This window comes from Streptomyces hokutonensis, from assembly GCF_042751305.1.
In the GTDB taxonomy this organism is placed as follows: domain Bacteria; phylum Actinomycetota; class Actinomycetes; order Streptomycetales; family Streptomycetaceae; genus Streptomyces; species Streptomyces hokutonensis_A.
The window spans coordinates 22,617-40,023 of sequence record NZ_JBHYWD010000015.1 but is presented as its reverse complement, the minus strand read 5'-3'; the positions used below and the strand labels follow the sequence as shown (position 1 = coordinate 40,023).

17 protein-coding genes are annotated in these 17,407 nt (G+C 71.1%); 15 read left to right on the top strand and 2 right to left on the bottom strand.

What is annotated here, in order from left to right; genetic code table 11:
* Positions 1-90: 90 nt before the first annotated feature.
* Positions 91-1,434 carry a sensor histidine kinase gene (locus ACFXC1_RS33130; protein WP_381249721.1) on the bottom strand — a complete coding sequence of 448 codons (1,344 nt, stop codon included), beginning with the start codon at positions 1,432-1,434 and terminating at the stop codon, positions 91-93.
* Positions 1,435-1,572: 138 nt separating this feature from the next.
* The gene (locus ACFXC1_RS33125) at positions 1,573-2,790 is read right to left on the bottom strand and encodes a sensor histidine kinase (protein ID WP_381249719.1); all 1,218 of its coding nucleotides are present in this window, start codon (positions 2,788-2,790) and stop codon (positions 1,573-1,575) included.
* A gap of 248 nt (positions 2,791-3,038) precedes the next feature.
* Here ACFXC1_RS33125 and ACFXC1_RS33120 point away from each other — a divergent pair, with 248 nt between their 5' ends.
* The 15 genes from ACFXC1_RS33120 to ACFXC1_RS33050 all read left to right on the top strand — a co-directional run bounded on the left by ACFXC1_RS33120 (position 3,039) and on the right by ACFXC1_RS33050 (position 17,242).
* On the top strand, positions 3,039-3,485 hold the full coding sequence (locus ACFXC1_RS33120; protein ID WP_381250199.1) for an NADH-quinone oxidoreductase subunit A: 447 nt from the start codon (positions 3,039-3,041) through the stop codon (positions 3,483-3,485).
* On the top strand, positions 3,476-4,159 hold the full coding sequence (locus ACFXC1_RS33115; RefSeq protein ID WP_381249716.1) for an NADH-quinone oxidoreductase subunit B: 684 nt from the start codon (positions 3,476-3,478) through the stop codon (positions 4,157-4,159). Before ACFXC1_RS33120 ends, ACFXC1_RS33115 begins: the two co-directional genes overlap by 10 nt.
* Complete coding sequence (locus ACFXC1_RS33110) at positions 4,156-5,568, top strand: NADH-quinone oxidoreductase subunit C (RefSeq protein ID WP_381249713.1); 1,413 nt, start codon at positions 4,156-4,158, stop codon at positions 5,566-5,568. The genes ACFXC1_RS33115 and ACFXC1_RS33110 overlap by 4 nt, the downstream gene beginning before the upstream one ends.
* Entirely contained in the window at positions 5,565-6,536 is a 972-nt protein-coding gene (locus tag ACFXC1_RS33105) for a complex I subunit 1/NuoH family protein (protein WP_019072346.1), read from the top strand. Before ACFXC1_RS33110 ends, ACFXC1_RS33105 begins: the two co-directional genes overlap by 4 nt.
* Positions 6,533-7,243 (top strand): NuoI/complex I 23 kDa subunit family protein, encoded by a 711-nt coding sequence (locus tag ACFXC1_RS33100; RefSeq protein WP_381249710.1) that lies wholly within the window; start codon positions 6,533-6,535, stop codon positions 7,241-7,243. Before ACFXC1_RS33105 ends, ACFXC1_RS33100 begins: the two co-directional genes overlap by 4 nt.
* Positions 7,240-7,965 (top strand): NADH-quinone oxidoreductase subunit J family protein, encoded by a 726-nt coding sequence (locus tag ACFXC1_RS33095; protein WP_381249707.1) that lies wholly within the window; start codon positions 7,240-7,242, stop codon positions 7,963-7,965. The genes ACFXC1_RS33100 and ACFXC1_RS33095 overlap by 4 nt, the downstream gene beginning before the upstream one ends.
* Positions 7,965-8,369, top strand: coding sequence for an NADH-quinone oxidoreductase subunit NuoK (gene nuoK / locus ACFXC1_RS33090; RefSeq protein WP_381249704.1), 405 nt, complete (start codon positions 7,965-7,967; stop codon positions 8,367-8,369). The genes ACFXC1_RS33095 and nuoK overlap by 1 nt, the downstream gene beginning before the upstream one ends.
* Positions 8,366-10,360 (top strand): NADH-quinone oxidoreductase subunit 5 family protein, encoded by a 1,995-nt coding sequence (locus ACFXC1_RS33085; RefSeq protein WP_381249701.1) that lies wholly within the window; start codon positions 8,366-8,368, stop codon positions 10,358-10,360. Before nuoK ends, ACFXC1_RS33085 begins: the two co-directional genes overlap by 4 nt.
* Positions 10,361-10,366: 6 nt before the next feature.
* Complete coding sequence (locus ACFXC1_RS33080; RefSeq protein ID WP_381249698.1) at positions 10,367-11,965, top strand: complex I subunit 4 family protein; 1,599 nt, start codon at positions 10,367-10,369, stop codon at positions 11,963-11,965.
* Positions 11,962-13,485 (top strand): NADH-quinone oxidoreductase subunit N, encoded by a 1,524-nt coding sequence (locus ACFXC1_RS33075; protein WP_381249696.1) that lies wholly within the window; start codon positions 11,962-11,964, stop codon positions 13,483-13,485. Before ACFXC1_RS33080 ends, ACFXC1_RS33075 begins: the two co-directional genes overlap by 4 nt.
* 189 nt (positions 13,486-13,674) lie before the next feature.
* Positions 13,675-14,538 carry a zinc metalloprotease HtpX gene (gene htpX, locus ACFXC1_RS33070; RefSeq protein WP_381249693.1) on the top strand — a complete coding sequence of 288 codons (864 nt, stop codon included), beginning with the start codon at positions 13,675-13,677 and terminating at the stop codon, positions 14,536-14,538.
* Entirely contained in the window at positions 14,535-14,927 is a 393-nt protein-coding gene (locus ACFXC1_RS33065) for a YccF domain-containing protein (protein ID WP_381249690.1), read from the top strand. Before htpX ends, ACFXC1_RS33065 begins: the two co-directional genes overlap by 4 nt.
* A gap of 11 nt (positions 14,928-14,938) precedes the next feature.
* Positions 14,939-16,108 (top strand): barstar family protein, encoded by a 1,170-nt coding sequence (locus ACFXC1_RS33060; RefSeq protein ID WP_381249688.1) that lies wholly within the window; start codon positions 14,939-14,941, stop codon positions 16,106-16,108.
* 97 nt (positions 16,109-16,205) lie between these two features.
* On the top strand, positions 16,206-16,772 hold the full coding sequence (locus ACFXC1_RS33055; protein ID WP_381249685.1) for an SMI1/KNR4 family protein: 567 nt from the start codon (positions 16,206-16,208) through the stop codon (positions 16,770-16,772).
* Positions 16,773-16,975: 203 nt separating this feature from the next.
* A complete protein-coding gene (locus tag ACFXC1_RS33050) occupies positions 16,976-17,242 on the top strand; it encodes a GlsB/YeaQ/YmgE family stress response membrane protein (protein WP_200679136.1) in 267 nt (88 codons plus the stop codon).
* Positions 17,243-17,407: the final 165 nt, after the last annotated feature.

Genomic DNA, 17,407 nt, shown 5'->3' with positions numbered 1-17,407 from the left:
CGGGGGGGGGGGGGGTGGGCGGGGGGGGGGGGGGGGGGCGGGGGGCCCCCGCCCCCCCCCCCCCCCCCCCCCCACGCTCGTGGTCGGCGCTCAGCCGCGCCAGGGCAGTTCCGCCGTGATCCTGGTCGGCCCGCCCGCCGGTGAGTCGACCACCAGGATCCCGTCCACCGCGTCCAGCCGTCCGGCCAGACCGGCGAGCCCCGAACCGCCGGAGGCATCCGCGCCGCCCACCCCGTTGTCCACGACCTGGAGCATCAGCCGGTTCTCCACCCGCCACACGTCGACCGCCGCCCAGGTGGCCTGCGCGTGCTTGCTGATGTTCTGCAGCAGCTCGGAGACGGTGAAGTAGGCGATTCCCTCGATGGCGGCGGCCGGACGCGACGGCAGGTCCACGTCGACCTTCACCGGCACCGTGCAGCGCGTGGCGACGGAGGAGAGGGCCGCGTCGAGTCCGCGGTCGGTGAGTACGGCGGGGTGGATGCCGCGGGCCAGGTCCCGCAGCTCCTGCAACGCCGTCTTCACCTCGCCGTGCGCCTCGCCCACCATCCGCGCCGCGGCCTCCGGGTCCTCCGTCAGCTTCTCCTTCGCCAGCCCCAGATCCATGGCCAGCGCCACCAGCCGGGCCTGCGCCCCGTCGTGCAGATCGCGCTCGATCCGCCGCAGATCCGCCGCCGCCGTGTCGACCACGACACCCCGGTCCGACTCCAGCTCCACGACCCGCGTCGCCAGCTTCGACGGCCCGAGCAGCCCGTGCACCATCAGCCGGTCCACCATCGTCAGCGCCCGCACGATCCACGGGGTGGCCAGCGTGAACAGCAGTCCCACCAGCGCGGTCACGGTGATCTCGAAGGGGTTGTCCAGATAGATCTGGTGCTGTCCGTCGCCGTAGAGCTGAAGGCCGCCCTGGCCGCCGTACATCGGGAAGAGCCAGAACCACAGCGGGTACGTCAGCAGGGCCCAGCCATAGGCCCAGAAGTTGAGGGCGACGACGAAGGAGAAGACCGCCCACGGGAAGTGCAGCACCGCGTACAGCAGATGGCGCCAGGAGGTGCCGGACTTGAGGACGGCGCCCATCCAGGCCATCGGGCCGTTCTTCCTCATCCGCAGCGGCTCGGGGTCGGCGACTTCCAGGCCGAGCAGCCGGCGGGCCCGTGCCCGCTCCAGCGCGCCGAAGCCGCGACAGCCGGCCAGGGCGCCCGCCAGGACCGGCACGCCGAGGAACGTGATCAGCAGGCCCGCGCCCAGCGACACCATCGTGATCGCGTAGGTGAAGAGCAGGATGCTGATCGGCAGGCTCAGCAGTACGTAGCCGAACTCGCGCCAGCTGCGTGCCTCGAGGGGTGCGCGCAGCGCGGTCGGCAGCCGGCGCCGGCGCCGCTCGTCGAGGTCGAACGCGCCGTGCGATCCGTACCCCTGTCCGTACTCCGTGGCCATCGGCGTAGTCCTGTCCTAGTCGTCCGCCTGCTCGCGCAGTCGGGTGGTTTCCGCAGCCGTGCTGTCGTATCTCCACCCTGCTCGGTCGCAGGTCCGCGGGCCATGGAGTCCGTCGGCGTCCTCGGAGGGGGGTTTTCCCTACCCCCGGCCCGGCTCGGCGGTCCGGGGGCGCCAGGGCAGCTCCGCGGTGACCGTCGTGGGGCCGCCGGGCGGGGAGTCGAGGACGAACAGGCCGTCCACGGCGCCCAGTCGCTCGGCGAGGCCGCGCATGCCGGTGCCGCCGTCGAGGCGCGCGCCGCCGCGGCCGTCGTCCCACACCTGGATCAGCAGCCGGTCGTCCGTCCGCCACACGTCCACCGACGCGGAACGGGCGCCACTGTGCTTGCTGATGTTCTGCAGCAGCTCGGAGACCGTGAAGTACGCGATCCCCTCGATCGCAGCCGCCGGGCGAGCCCCCAGCTCGGCCGTCACCTTCACCGGCACCGTGCAGCGCGTGGCGACGGAGGAGAGGGCCGCGTCGAGTCCGCGGTCGGTGAGTACGGCGGGGTGGATGCCGCGGGCCAGGTCCCGCAGCTCCTGCAACGCGAGCTTCACCTCGCCGTGCGCCTCGTCGACCATCGCGGCGACATGTTCGTCCGCCTGGCCTTCGAGCAGCTTCTCCTTGGCCAGCCCAAGTCCCATGGCCAGATTGACCAGCCGGGCCTGCGCCCCGTCGTGCAGATCGCGCTCGATCCGCCGCAGATCCGCCGCCGCCGTGTCGACCACGACACCCCGGTCCGACTCCAACTCGGCGATACGGCGCTCCAGTTCGTCCGAGGGGGACAGGAGGCCGCGCACCATCGCCCGGTCCACGTTCGTCAGACCCCGCGCGATGAACGGCAGCACCGGCCACAGCACGAACAACGAGGTCAGCGTGATCGTGAAGGTGGCGATGCCCCACGGCAACCGCATCCCGTCGTACAGCACCGTCCGCCAGCCCACCGGATCCTTCAGCGCCATCCACACCCGCTGCAGCAGCCCGCCGCCCTTGCGCAACGGCAACGGGCTCGGCTCCTCGATCCGCACCCCGAGCAGCCGCCGGGCCCGGCCCCGCTCGAACTTCCCGATCAGCCGCGCGCCCATCAACCCCAGCGCGAGCAGCGGGAACCCGACCACCGTGATGGTCAGCCCGCCGCTGACGGACAGCATCGTCACCACATAGACGAAGCCGAACACCGACACCGGCAGATTCGTCAGAAGATGCGCGATCTCCTTCCAGGTGTGTCTGTCGTAGGCGAAACGGGCCGGCGGCAACGGCTCGTCGAACGTGTCGCCGCCGGAGGCCGCCGGGTCGGCGTAGGGGATGCGTACGGTCATATGGGCCAGCGTGCCGCGTGGCGGGCGCCGACGCCATGAGGTCCGCCGCCCCGGTTCCCTGGGGAAAACCCCACCATCGCCTCCATCTCATCATTCCGAGCAGATCTCAAGCCGCGACGGGCTGCTTACCGCCCCTTTAACAGGGCCTAGACTCCCGTGCGTACACATCGTCGAACACAGAGTTCACATGGGTCACCGGGGCATCGGAGCGGGCCTGTGGGGAAGAGGAGGGGTCGGACTTGCGGGAGATGGTGCAGGGGACCTTGCCGGACGGTTCGCCGGTGACCTTGCCGGAGGCCTTGCGGGAACCGGCCGTGGTCGTCGCGTCGGACTACTTCCATTCCTACTCCGTCGTGGGACTGCTCACCGTCGTCGGCGTCCTCTTCGTCGCCGTGGCCTTCGGAGCCGGCCGCCTGCTGCGCCCGGTCGTCCCCACCCCCGAGAAACTCCTCACCTACGAGTGCGGCGTCGACCCCGTCGGCGAGGGCTGGGCCCACACCCAGGTCCGGTACTACGTCTACGCGTTCCTCTACGTCATCTTCGCCGTCGACTCGATCTTCCTCTTTCCCTGGGCCACGGTCTTCGCCGCCCCGGGCTACGGCGCGACCACCCTCGTCGAGATGTTCGTCTTCCTCGGCTTCCTCACCGTGGGCCTGCTGTACGCATACAAGAAGGGCGTCCTGGCATGGACGTGACCCCCGAGCCCGTGCTGCTCCCGGAGCCGAAACGGCTGGGCACCCTCGCCCGCCTCGCCCCCGAACCGATGAAGGTCGTCCTCAACTGGGGCCGCCGCTACTCCCTCTGGGTCTTCAACTTCGGCCTCGCCTGCTGCGCCATCGAGTTCATCGCCGCGTCCATGGCCCGCCACGACTTCATCCGCCTCGGCGTGATCCCCTTCGCCCCCGGCCCGCGCCAGGCCGACCTGATGGTCGTCTCCGGCACGGTCACGGACAAGATGGCCCCCGCCGTGAAACGCCTCTACGAGCAGATGCCCGAGCCCAAGTACGTCATCTCCTTCGGCGCGTGCTCCAACTGCGGCGGCCCCTACTGGGACTCCTACTCCGTCACCAAGGGCGTCGACCAGATCATCCCGGTCGACGTCTACGTCCCCGGCTGTCCGCCCCGCCCCGAAGCCCTCCTCCAGGGCATCCTCAAACTCCAGGAGAAGATCGCCCGGGAGTCGCTGGGGGAGCGGTACGGGTACGGGGCGCCGGGGGCGCGGCCTTCGACGGCGGCGTTGCAGAGCGGGTTGGTTGCGGCGCCGGCGCCATCACCGGCGAGTGGCGGGAGTTCGGGCGCGGCTGAGGAGCTTCCCTCCGGCTCGGACTCCGGCTCGGACTCCAACTCCGGCTCGGGGGACGCCCGATGACCGCCGTCGGCTGGCTGCCCGCGTCCACCGAGGAACTCTTCGGCACGGAGGCCACGGCCGAGGAGTCCTACGACCTCCTCACGGTCGACGTACCGCCCACCACCTGGCTCGCCGCCCTGCGCACCGCCCGCGACGACCTGGGCTGCACCTACTTCGACTGGCTGAGCGCGGTCGACGAACCCGGAACCGGCTTCCGCGTCTCGGCCCACGTCGTTGCGCTGTCACCGGTACGCCGACTCCTCGTCCGTACGACAGTCCCGCACGAGACCCCGGTACTTCCCACCGCCGTCGACGTCTACGCGGGCGCCGCCTGGCACGAACGCGAGACCCACGAGATGTTCGGCGTCGACTTCGAGGGCCACCCGGCACTGGACCACCTCCTCCTCCCGGAAACCTTCGAAGGCCACCCTCTCCGCAAGGACTTCGTCCTGGCGGCCCGCGTGGCCAAGGCCTGGCCCGGCGCCAAGGAACCGGGCGAGTCCGACCACGGCGGCCCCAAACGCCGCCAGATGCTCCCGCCGGGCGTCCCCGACCCGAACGAATGGGGCCCCCTGAAGGGCCAACTCCCGCCAGCTCCTGCCCGCCCCGCCCGAGGCGCTGCCCGAGCGGCGGGCGACCGCCCGGTGCGAGGAGAGGGCGGGGCGGGGGACCGCCCGGTACGAGGAGCAGGCGCACCAGGCGACCGGCCAGTCCGGCGCGCCCGTACGGCGTCGGAGGGCTCGGCGAGTCAGGCGACACCGGGCGGGAGTGGGGCGCCGCAGGCCGAGAAGGCGGCGCCGGCGTCGGCGCCGGAGGGCGCGGTGCCGTCGGCCGAGGGGCAGGCGGCCGAGGGGCAGGCGGCCGAGGGCAGCCCTGCGGTGCCGTCGACCGGGCCGCGCCGGGCGCGGACCGCGAGCGAGGGTTCTGCGAGCCAGATCCGCGAGGCGGGGACTGGGACCGAGGCCGGGACCGGGGCTGGGACCGCGGCAGGGACTGGGGTCGAGGCTGGCGCTGAGGTCGGCGGGACCAATGCCGGGGAACCGGCCTCGGGAACCCCGGCCACACCGCGCCGCGCCCGCAGCGCCTCGGAAGGCTCGGCGAGTCAACAACCGACGGGTACGGCAACCCCCCGACCTTCACGCAGCGCGAGCGACGGCTCAGCTTCACAGCAGGGCCCGGCCCCGGTACCGGCACGGGAGGACACCCCCGCCCAGCCCCCCACCGCACCCCGCAGCCCGGACGCACCGTGGCACCACGCCCGGCCGGCCTTCGACGAGCAGGCATCCCAGTCGGAGTCCGAGCCGGACTCCAAGACGAGGCCGGCCGACGGGCCGTCAGCCGCAGCCGATCCAACCTCCGAAGACCCAGCCCCCGAAGGCGAAACCCCCGAGGACCCAACCCCCGAAACCCCCGCAGGAGGCCCGCAGTGAACGACGCGCTCGACGTCGCCCTGCGACTCCTGATCGTCTTCGTCGTCTTCCTCACCTTCCCCCTCATCGTCGGTCAGACCGAGCACAAGGTGATGGCCCACATGCAGGGCCGCCTCGGCCCGATGTATGCCGGTGGCTTCCACGGCTGGGCCCAACTCGTCGCGGACGGCGTGAAGTTCGCCCAGAAGGAAGACATCGTCCCGGCGGGCGCGGACCGCCGTATCTTCCAACTCGCCCCCGCCGTCGCCCTCCTCCCGTACCTGCTCGTCCTCCTCGCCATCCCGATCGGCCCGGGCGAGGGCGCCGTCGGCCAGGTCCTGGACGCGGGCATCTTCTTCGTCCTCGCGGTGATGGGCGTGGGCGTCCTCGGCTCCCTCATGGCCGGCTGGGCCTCCGCCAACAAGTTCTCCCTCCTCGGCGGCCTCCGCACCGCCGCACAGCTCCTCGCCTACGAACTCCCCATGCTGCTCACCGCCGCCTCCGTGGCGATGGCGGCCGGCACGGTTTCCCTCCCGGGCATCCTCGACGCCTTCCACTGGTGGTGGCTGCCCTGGCAGATCGTCGGCGCGATCGTCTTCTTCGTGGCGGGCCTGGCCGAACTCCAGCGCCCTCCCTTCGACATGCCCGTCGCCGACTCCGAGATCATCTTCGGCGCCTACACCGAGTACACCGGTCTCCGCTTCGCCCTCTTCCTCCTCGCCGAGTACGCCGGAATCGTCGTCCTGTGCGGCCTGACCACCGTCCTCTTCCTGGGCGGCTGGCACGGCCCGTGGGGCGCGGACGGCCTCGGCTGGGTGTGGACCCTGCTGAAGACCGCGCTCCTCGCCTTCGTCGTCATCTGGCTCCGCGTCACCTATCCCCGGCTGCGCGAGGACCAGCTCCAGAAGCTCTCCTGGACCCTCCTCGTCCCCCTCTCCCTCGCTCAGATCGCCCTCACCGGCATCGTGAAGGTGGTGTTCCTCCAGTGACCCCGTTCCCCGGCTCCGGGCTGGCCAAGGGCCTGGCCGTCACCCTCCGCACGATGACGAGGAAGACCGTCACCGAGCAGTACCCGGACACCCAGCCCGACCTCCCGCCCCGCACCCGCGGAGTCATCGGCCTGTTCGAGGAGAACTGCACGGTCTGCATGCTCTGCGCCCGTGAGTGCCCCGACTGGTGCATCTACATCGACTCCCACAAGGAGACGGTCCCGGCGGCGGCCCCCGGTGGCCGCGAGCGCAGCCGCAACGTCCTCGACCGCTTCGCCATCGACTTCTCCCTGTGCATGTACTGCGGTATCTGCATCGAGGTCTGTCCTTTCGACGCCCTGTTCTGGTCCCCGGAGTTCGAGTACGCCGAGACCGACATCCACGAACTCACCCACGAACGCGACAAGCTCCGCGAGTGGATGTGGACCGTCCCGGCCCCACCCGCCCTCGACCCCGGCGCGGAGGAGCCCAAGGAGATCGCCGCGGCCCGCAAGACCGCGGAGAAACTGGCCGCGACGCAGGCCGGCCAGGCCGCAGCTCAGGCCAGTCAGCCGGCAGCCCAGGCCGGCCGGGCCGACGAAGCCTCCCGGGCTGCCGAAGCCGCCCAGGCCGGGCAGGCACCGCAAGCCGAGCAGCCCACCCGGCCCGCCGAGCCCGGCCACATCGAGTCGGCCTCGCCCACCGACCCGCCGGAGGGACAGTCGTGACCCTCGCCGCCACCGCCAACGCCACGGCAACCCTCGCCGCCGCCCACACCCACGGCTTCCTCTCCCCGACCGGCGTGGAGATCGCCTTCCTCCTCGTCGGCCTGGTCACCTTCGGCGCCGCCCTCGTCACCGTCACCACCAAGCAGCTGGTGCACGCCGCCCTGTGGCTCGTGGTGGCCCTCGGGGGCATCGCCGTCGAATACCTCCTGCTCACCGCCGAGTTCATCGCCTGGGTGCAGGTCCTCATCTATGTCGGTTCCGTCGTCGTCCTCCTTCTCTTCGGTCTGATGCTCACCAAGGCCCCCATCGGCCGCTCCCCGGACGCCGACTCGGAGAACCGCTGGGTCGCCCTAGCCGTGGCCGTCGCCGCCGCGGCGGCCCTGGTGTGGGTCGTCGTCGACGCCTTCCGCGCGACCTGGACGGACCTGGACGGTCCGGCCGCCGGCTCCACCGCGGTGACCGGCGCGAGCCTGTTCCAGAACTGGGTCCTCCCCTTCGAGGCCCTCTCTGTCCTTCTCCTCGCGGCCCTGGTCGGTGCGATCGTCCTGTCCCGCAAGTCGAAGGCGGAGTCGAGCTCTCCCCCTGTGAACTCCCGGCCCGCGACCGGTAGTTCCCCATCCGTTCCGGATTCCCGTAATCACACGATCGGGCGAAAAGGTGTGGTTGAGGGCAACGGTTCCGCCGGCCCGAACAACCCGGCCGAGCAGGAAGGAGCCCGCTGATGCACCTCGTCTATCCCGCCGTGCTCGCCGCCCTCCTCTTCTGCACGGGCCTCTACGGCGTCCTCGCCCGCCGCAACGCGATCCTCGTCCTGATGTCGGTCGAGCTGATGCTCAACGCCGTCAACCTGAACCTGGTCGCCTTCGACGTCTGGCTCAGCCGGACCGCCGAGGACAAGCTCCACTCCGGCCAGGCCCTGACGCTGTTCACCATCGCCATCGCCGCCGCCGAGATCGGCATCGGCCTGGCGATCGTCCTCGCCGTATACCGAGCCCGCGGCACCTCGGACATCGACAAGCTCCGCGACACCGCCGAGGGCCACGAGACCGACGGCGCCGACAGCGACCCCGCCGGCAGCGACGGCACCGAGCCCCCCGCGGCCGAGAAGGCTGAGGCCACCGCGTGACCACGACCACCCTCGCCGTCCTCGTCCCCCTCCTTCCGTTCCTGGGCGCCGCGGCCGGCCTGCTCCTGGGCCGCACCGCTCCCGGCTTCGTCCGCCCGCTCGCCGTACTGCCGACGCTCGCTGCGCTCGCACTGGCCGCGGTCGTCGCCGTACGCCAGGGCGGCGACGCGGCCATCGACTCGGCCACCGAACTCACGCCCACCGGCTCGGTCCCCGTCGAACTCGCCCTGCACATCGACGGCTTCGCCGCCCTGGTAGCCGTACTCGTCGCCTTCGTCGCCACCTGTGTGCAGATCTACTCGACGGGCTATCTGCGCGACGACCCGCGCTACCCCTCGTACGCCGCGCTCGTCTCCCTCTTCACCTCCGCGATGCTCCTGGTCGTCTACTCCGGCGACCTGATCGTGCTGCTGGTCGGCTGGGAAGTCATGGGCATCTGCTCCTACTTCCTCGTCGGCCACTACTGGGAGACTCCGGAGGCCCGCGCCGCCTCCATGAAGGCCTTCCTCGTCACCAAGCTCGGCGATGTCCCCTTCCTGATCGGCCTATTCGCGCTCGCCACCGACGCCGGGTCCTTCCGCATCACCAAGGTCCTGAGCACCGTCGCGAGCGGCGGGCTGCACCACCCGACGCTGATCGCGCTGCTGCTCCTGGCCGGTGTGGCGGGCAAGTCGGCGCAGTTCCCGCTGCACACCTGGCTCCCCGACGCGATGGCGGGCCCGACCCCCGTCTCCGCGCTGATCCACGCCGCGACGATGGTCGCCGCCGGTGTCTACTTCGTCGCCCGACTCCTTCCGGTCTTCGAGGCCTCCTCGGCCGCGATGGTCGTCCTCGCCGTCATGGCCGCCGTGACCATGGCCGGCTCGGGTCTCGCCGCGCTCGCCCAGGACGACATCAAGCGCGTCCTCGCCTACTCGACGATCGGCCAACTCGGCTACATGACCGGCGCACTCGCCGTCGGCGACCGCGGTGCCGCCGTCTTCCACCTCCTGTCCCACGGCGCCTTCAAGGCGCTGCTCTTCCTTGCCGCCGGCGTGATCATCCACGCCTCCGGCACCAACTCACTGGCCGCCATGTCCCGCATGGGCAACCTGCGCGCCCGCGTCCCCGACGCCTTCTGGACGATGACCGTGGCGCTCCTCGCGCTCGCCGCGATCCCGCCGTTCAGCGGCTTCTTCTCCAAGGAGTCCGTCCTCGGCGCCGCCGAACACGCGGCCACCGAGCACACCTCGCACATCCCCGGCGCCGCGGGCTGGATCGTCCTCGTCGCCGGCCTGCTCACGGCCCTGCTCACCGCCGCGTACGCGACGCGCCTGTGGCTGCTCGCCTTCCACGGCAAGGGAGTTGAAGCCCCCGACCACGGCAGCCAGCCCATCGTGATGAACGCCGTGCTGTGGGTGCTCGCCGTCCCGTCCCTCGCCCTCGGCGGGCTCGCCTACCGCGTGCTCCCCGACTGGTTCGACGGCCGCGACCTCACCCCGACGCTCACCACATCCGTACTCGGTACGGGTGTCGCGCTCGTCGGCGGCATCGTCACCTACGGCGCCTGGCGGCACACCAGCGCGCTCGCGGCCCGCGCACCGATGGGGGCGGTCGCGGCCCACCCGGAGGGCGACGCGGGACTGGTCGAGGCGGAGGCCATCGCGAGCCACACGCCCGCCTACGGAGACGTGGCCTCGGCAGCCGACCCGGCGGACCCGGGCCGCCTCCTGCTCGGCCCGCTGCACCGCCACGCGGCCGGCGGCTTCCACCTGGACGCCGTCTACGGGGCGCTGTTCGTCCGGCCCGTGCTGGCGGCGGCGAGCCTCGTCCGGTTCCTCGACCGCGAGGTCGTCGACACCTACGTACAGGGCGCGGCCACCCTGCCCCGCCTCCTCGGAGCCGCCGTACGGCGCGCCCAGACCGGCAATCTGCAGACCTATGTGAGCGCGCTGCTCGCCGGCACCGTCGTCCTGACGGTCGCCGTCATCCTCGTCGCCACGGGAGCGTGAGCAGGCGTGATCGATATCAACGAGTCCGTGATGCAGGTCCTTCTGGCGTTCGTCGTCGTCGGCCCGCTCCTCGGCGCCGTCGCCGCCCTCCTGCCCGCCCCGCCCGGGCTGAAGGGGAAGTCGCCCGAGCAGGCCGTACTACGGCACGGCGTGACCGTGACCGGCGTGATCCTCGTCGCCGCGATCGTCCTCGCGCTCGGCTTCGACCACGACCATCCGTCGAAGATGCAGGCCACGACCGACATCAGCTGGATCCCCGCACTCGACGTGCGCATCCACCTCGGCATCGACGGCATCTCCCTCCCCCTCCTGGTCCTGACCGCGCTGCTGACCTTCCTCTGCGCGCTCTACTCCTACTTCAAGCAGCAACCTCAGCGGCTGACGCCGCAGGCTGCGGGCCCGTCCCCGAAGGCATTCGTCGCCCTGATCCTCGTCCTGGAGTCCGGCACCCTCGCCACCTTCGCCGTCCTCGACCTGATCCTCTTCTTCCTCGCCTTCGAGACCGTCCTCATCCCGATGTACTTCCTCATCGCCCGCTGGGGCGGTGCCCAACGGACCCAGGCCGCCTGGAAGTTCATCCTCTTCACACTGCTCGGCTCCGTCGTCATGCTGCTCGGCCTGCTCCTGATCGGAATCAAGGCGGGCACATTCGACATGGTGGCACTCGCCACTGACAACGGCCGGTCGCTGACCACATCCGTGCAGGTCATCGCCGTTCTGGCGGTCGGGATCGGGCTCGCGGTCAAGACGCCGATGTGGCCGCTGCACAGCTGGCTTCCCGACGCCCACACCGCCGCTCCGACCGTCGGGTCCGTCCTGCTGGCCGGCGTGCTGCTGAAGATGGGCACGTACGGGTTCGTACGCATCCTGCTGCCGATCGCCCCCGACGGCATGCACACCTTCGCGCCCTACCTCGCCGCCTTCGCCGTCGTCGGGATCATCTACGGCTCCCTCGCCTGCCTCGCCCTCGCGAAAAAGGGCGCGAAGGGCGACCTCAAGCGCCTCATCGCGTACTCCTCCGTCGGCCACATGGGGTTCGTCCTGCTCGGCATCTCGACGATGACCCCGATCGGCGTGAACGGCGCCCTCTTCGCCAACATCGCCCACGGCCTCATCACCGGCCTCCTCTTCTTCATCGTCGGCGCCCTCAAGGACCGCACGGGCACCACCGACCTGGACACCCTGGCCGAGGAGACCGGCGCGGCCCTCTACGGCAAGGCCCCACGCCTCGGCGGCCTGCTCGCCTTCGCCGCCGTCGCCTCGCTCGGACTCCCCGGACTCGCCGGATTCTGGGGCGAGATGCTGGCGCTGTTCGGCGCGTTCAAGCCCGCCGCCGACCTCAGCCGCCCCGCGTTCCTCACCTTCATGGCGATCGCGGCCTTCGGCACCCTGCTGACCGCCGCCTACATGCTCGCCGTGGTCCGCCGCGTCTGCATGGGCGCCGTGGCGCAGGAGGCGCCGAAGCTCGCCGACGTCCAGACGTACGAGTTCGCGGCCTGGACCCCGCTCGTCGCCCTCACCGTGGCCGCCGGGCTGTGGCCGAAGGCACTCCTCGGCCTGACCGACCCTGCCGTGCAGCAGCTCCTCGCAGGAGGCACCCGATGAGCTCCCTGGCCCAGCCCCTCGCGGAGTCGGTGGTCCAGTCCGTCGACTGGCTCGCGATCGCCCCGCCCACCATCACGGCGGTCGTCGGCCTGGTCGTCCTCGTCGCCGACCTGTTCCTCCAGGAGGCCCGAAAAGCCCTCCTGGGCTGGGTGTCGGTCGCGGGCCTCGCCGCCTCCGCGCTCATGCTGCTGCCCCTCCTGGACGGCGACCGAGCCACCTTCTGCCTCACCGGCGACGCGACCGCGTGCAGCTATACGGCGGACCGCTTCACCCTGGTCATCCAGTTCCTGGTCCTCGGCGGCGCACTCCTCGCGGCCCTCCTGTCGATCACCACCCTGAAGGACGCCGACAAGGGACTCCCCGAAGGGGAGTACTGGTTCCTGCTGCTGTCCTCCGCCGCGGGCGCCGCTCTCCTGCCCGCCTCCCGCGACCTCGCGACCCTGATCGTCGCCCTGGAAGTCGCCTCCCTGCCCGCGTTCGCCCTCGTCGGCATCCGGCACGGCGACAAGAAGTCCGCCGAAGCGGCCCTCAAGTTCTTCCTGTCCTCGGTCACCGCGACCGCGGTCAGCCTGATGGGTGTCAGCTTCGTGTACGCCACCACGGGCACCCTGTACCTCACCGAGATCGCCGACCGCATCCAGCACGTCGACGGCCAGTTCCACACACTCGCCCAGACAGGCGTCGTCCTCACCCTCATCGGCTTCGCCTTCAAGACGGCCGCCGTCCCCTTCCACTTCTGGGTACCCGACACCTACGTAGGAGCGCCCCTCCCGATCGCCGCCTACTTGTCGGTCGTCGGCAAGGCGGTCGGCTTCTCCGGGCTGATCCTCGTCACCGTCGTCGCCTTCCCCTCGTACGCCGACGTGTGGGGCCCGGCGCTCGCCGCCCTGGCCGCCCTCACCATGACGGTCGGCAACCTGGGCGCCCTGCGCCAACAGGCCACGCGCGCGTACAGCGCGGTACGGCTGCTCGCCTGGTCCTCCGTCGGCCAGGCCGGCTACCTCCTGGTGCCGATCGCCGCCGCCGCGTACTCCGAGGACGCCCAGAAGTCGATCGGCTCCACCGTCGCCTACGCCCTCATGTACGCCGCCGTGAACCTCGGCGCCTTCGCGGTGGCCGCACTGGTGGGCCGTAGCAGAGCCCTGAACCGCATCAGCGACTACCGAGGCCTGTACGCGTCGAACCCCCTGGCAGCCCTCCTCCTGGCCTTCTTCCTGCTCTGCCTCGCCGGACTGCCGCCGGGTGTCATCGGGCTCTTCGCCAAGGTCACCGTCTTCTCGGCGGCCGTCGACGCGGGCCTGGGCTGGCTCGCGGTCGTCATGGCCGTCAACGTGGTGATCGCGCTCTTCTACTACCTTCAGTGGACGGCCCTGCTGTTCCGCGCACCCGAGGGCGAGCACGGCAAGCACCGCGTCCCCGCCCCGCTCACCGCCGCCCTCGCGCTCACCGGCGCCCTCGGAATCGCCCTCTCCGGAGCACCCCAACTCGTCCTGCGCTTCGCCGACACCGGACTCTTCTGAGCCACCGGCACATACCACCGTCCTCACCCGGACGGCCCACGCCCGGCGCCGTACGCACAAGGGAACTAGTGGCCCTCGCCTGGCGTTGACCAGTGCGGAAGGGTCCACTGGACGTGGCACCACGGCACCAGTGGCATCAGAGATCAGCAAGCAAAGGGTTCCCCTGCTGCACGATTTGGAGGGCGTACCGTGCACCGCCGGCACAACGGGCTCAGGACCGCAGTTCTCCTCGGGGGACTGTCCGCACTCATCATCGTCATCGGCAGCTTCTTCGGCCGCACGGGGCTCGTCGTAGCGGTCGTGATCGCGCTGGGCACGAACGCGTACGCGTACTGGAACAGCGACAAACTGGCGCTACGCGCGATGCGCGCGCGCCCGGTGAGCGAGTTCGAGGCCCCCGCCCTGTACCGCATGGTCCGCGAGCTCTCCACCCAGGCCCGCCAGCCCATGCCTCGCCTGTACATCTCGCCCACGGAGGCACCCAACGCCTTCGCGACGGGCCGCAACCCGCGCAACGCCGCCGTGTGCTGCACGGAAGGCATCCTGCGCATCCTGGACGAGCGCGAGCTGCGCGGAGTCATCGGCCACGAACTGAGCCATGTCTACAACCGCGACATCCTGATCTCGTCGGTCGCCGGCGCCCTCGCCTCGGTGATCATGTTCCTGGTCAACTTCGCCTGGCTGATCCCGATCGGCCGCTCGAACGACGACGACGGACCCGGCATCCTGGGCATGCTGATGATCATGATCCTGGGACCCCTCGCGGCCAGCCTCATCCAGTTGGCCATCAGCCGCTCCAGGGAGTACGAGGCCGACGCGTCCGGCGCCCAACTGACAGGGGACCCCCTCGCCCTCGCCAGCGCCCTGCGCAAGCTCGACGCGGGCACCAAGCAGCTTCCGCTGCCCCCGGAGCCCCGCATCGAGACCGCGAGCCACATGATGATCGCGAACCCCTTCCGCCCGGGCCAGGGACTCTCCAAGATGTTCTCGACACATCCGCCGATGGCGGAGCGCATCGCCCGGCTCGAGAAGATGGCAGGTCGCCCCCAGTGAAAACCATCCTGAACGTCATTTGGCTCGTCCTGAGCGGCTTCTGGCTGTTCCTCGGGTACCTGCTCGCCGGCGCGCTGCTGTGCATCACCATCATCGGCATCCCGTTCGGCATCGCCGCGTTCCGCATCGGCGTCTACGCCCTGTGGCCCTTCGGGTACACCACGGTCGAGCGCCGTGACGCGGGCGCCGCGTCCTGCGTCGGCAACGTCCTGTGGCTGGTCCTCGCGGGCTGGTGGCTGGCCCTCGCGCACATCGTCACCGGCATCCTCATGTGCATCACGATCATCGGCATCCCGTTCGGCATCGCCAACTTCAAGCTGATCCCCATCTCGCTGTTCCCCCTGGGCCGCGAAATCGTGCCCACGGACCAGCCGTTCGCCACCCGCTGACGGGGGCGACCGTGGTGGGGGCGCCGAAGTACGTCCTGCTGTCGTACGACGAAGTCCCCGAATCCGCCGGCGAGCACGGGTACGAGCGGACCTGGGCGCTGTGCCAGGACGCCGACGACCTCTTCGCCGACCCGCCCCCACCCGTCCGGGAGACGTACGAACTCCTCGGCTGCGCGCCCGAGGGCGAACTCGCCGCGGCCATGGCACGCGCGCGTGCCGACGGTTCGGCGCCGCTCGGCCTGCTCACCCTGGAGATTCTCGACAAGACCGGCACCGGCGCGGGAATGGACGGCGACTGGTGGCTGGAGGACGTACGCGTTGTCGGCGACCGGCCCTGCGCGCGTGACCTGTCCCTGAGGGACGTCACCGTCGAGGGGCTTCCGTCCGACGACAACCCCTACGACTACCCGCACTGCCCGCCACTTTCCCCGGGCTACCGGCTGTTGGGCCCGGACGGCGAACCCTGGGGCGCCTGCCGGGACTTGGCCCATCCCCAGGAGGACCGGCCCGAACCGCTCGACCCTCCTGTACGCCTCCTCGGCTGTGCCCCGCGCGGCGCGCTGCGGGCGGCCATGGACAGCGGGGACGAGGACCTCGGCCACGCCAAGGTGCTGCGCATCGACTCCTCGGGCCGGCCCCTGCAGCCCGCCACCGAGGGCGAGTTGCGGGCCTGGATCCCGTCCGCGCGCGGCCCCGGCCTGGTCGACCTCACCCTCGACCCCTGGGCGGAACGGCCACCCCTCGCGGCCCGGGCGGTGTGGGACCTGTGGGGAGAGGGGCGCCCCTCCGAGCCCGGCCTTTGGGCCGGTTGCGACGCGGACGGCCGCCGGTTCTGGCTCGACACCGCGCTGGCGAACCACCCGCACGGTGCCCCGGACCGGCCGCCGGGCACCACCTACCACCTTGACGGCAGGCACATCACCGACCCACAGGGCTTCTTCTGCGCTCTCGGCGAGGCGGTGAACGGGCCCGGCGGATACTTCGGCTGGGGCGTCGACGCTCTGGACGACTGCCTGTGCGGTCGCTGGGGAGCGGCCCCGCGCTTCACCCTCGTCTGGCACGACGCGACCGTCGCCCGCGCCTGCCTCGGCCTGACCCCGCTCACGGGCATGCGCCCACCGACGTTCGAGGAACTGCTCGCCCTCCTAGCCGAGAGGCACGTCGAAGTCCGCCTGGCCTGACCGTTCGTCACCGGACCCCCGACGAGCCGTTTTTCCACAACCGCCGGGTTGTCCACAGGCCGGCCCGATTGTCAGTGGCGCGTTGCACTATGAAGCCATGACCGAGAACGAGCAGCGACTGTTGACCCGGGTGGCCGCCGAGGCCCGCAACACCCTGCCGTGGGGCTGGACTTCAGTCCCCGCCCCGGTGGACGAGGCCACGGTGACCCGCGCCGAGGCCGCCCTCGGCTTCAGCCTGCCCCCACTGCTCGCGGCGCTCTACTCGCGCATAGGAGACGGCGGGTTCGGCCCGGAGTACGGCCTGTTGCCCCTGCTCGACAGTCCGCCCGCCGGCGAGCCCGCCGCCGTCACGCAGTACCTCGCCAACCGCGAGAGCGGACGCAAGGACCCCGACTGGCCCTGGCCCGAGGGTGTCCTGCCGATATCCCACTGGGGCTGCGCGATGTACGCGTGCGTGGACTGCCGCACCCCGCAGGCCACCGTCCTGCTCTACGAACCGAACGCGGACGAGGCGGACCACGCGTGGTACGTGGACGCGCCCAGCCTCGCCGACTGGCTCCAGGGCTGGCTCGACGGCACGGGCTGGTACGTCGACGCCAACATCGGGATCGAGCCCGAGCCGTGGGCCGACTTCCGCATACGCACGACTACGCAGGCGTCCTGACCCACTCCCGGTACCGGGGCGACCCTCCCGGCACCACCCCGTCGATGCCTGCAACCACCACACGCATCCGTGGCGTCCTGTTCATCGACACGGCGGAACATGCAGCGACAGGCCGTGCGCAGGACCTACGAACACAGCCTGTCCGGGCGGAATTCACAGCTTCGGATCAGCGCAAGCACAGTGTGAAAGGGCAGGTTCACGGCATGGGCATCATCAGCTGGATCATCCTGGGACTGTTGGCCGGAGCCATCGCCAAATTCCTGCTGCCGGGCCGCGACCCGGGCGGCTTCATCGGCACGACCGTCATCGGCATCGCCGGCGCGTTCATCGGCGGCTGGATATCGGCCCGCTGGCTGGACCACCCCGTCGCCAAGAACTTCTACGACGGCGCCACCTGGGCCTCGGCAATAGGCGGCGCCCTCGTCCTCCTGATCGCCTACCGCATCTTCTTCGGCAACTCGCGCAACTAGAACCTGTCCTGGCGTGCCCCGTACCGTAGCCGCCAGCAGAGAAGGGGGGGGGGGGGGGGGCCCCCCCCCCCCGGCCCCCCCCGGGCCCCCGCCCCGCGGGCGGGCGCGGGGCGGTGGCACCCGGGGTTTACGCACAGCAGCGCGGAGAGCAAGGACGAGGCCCGG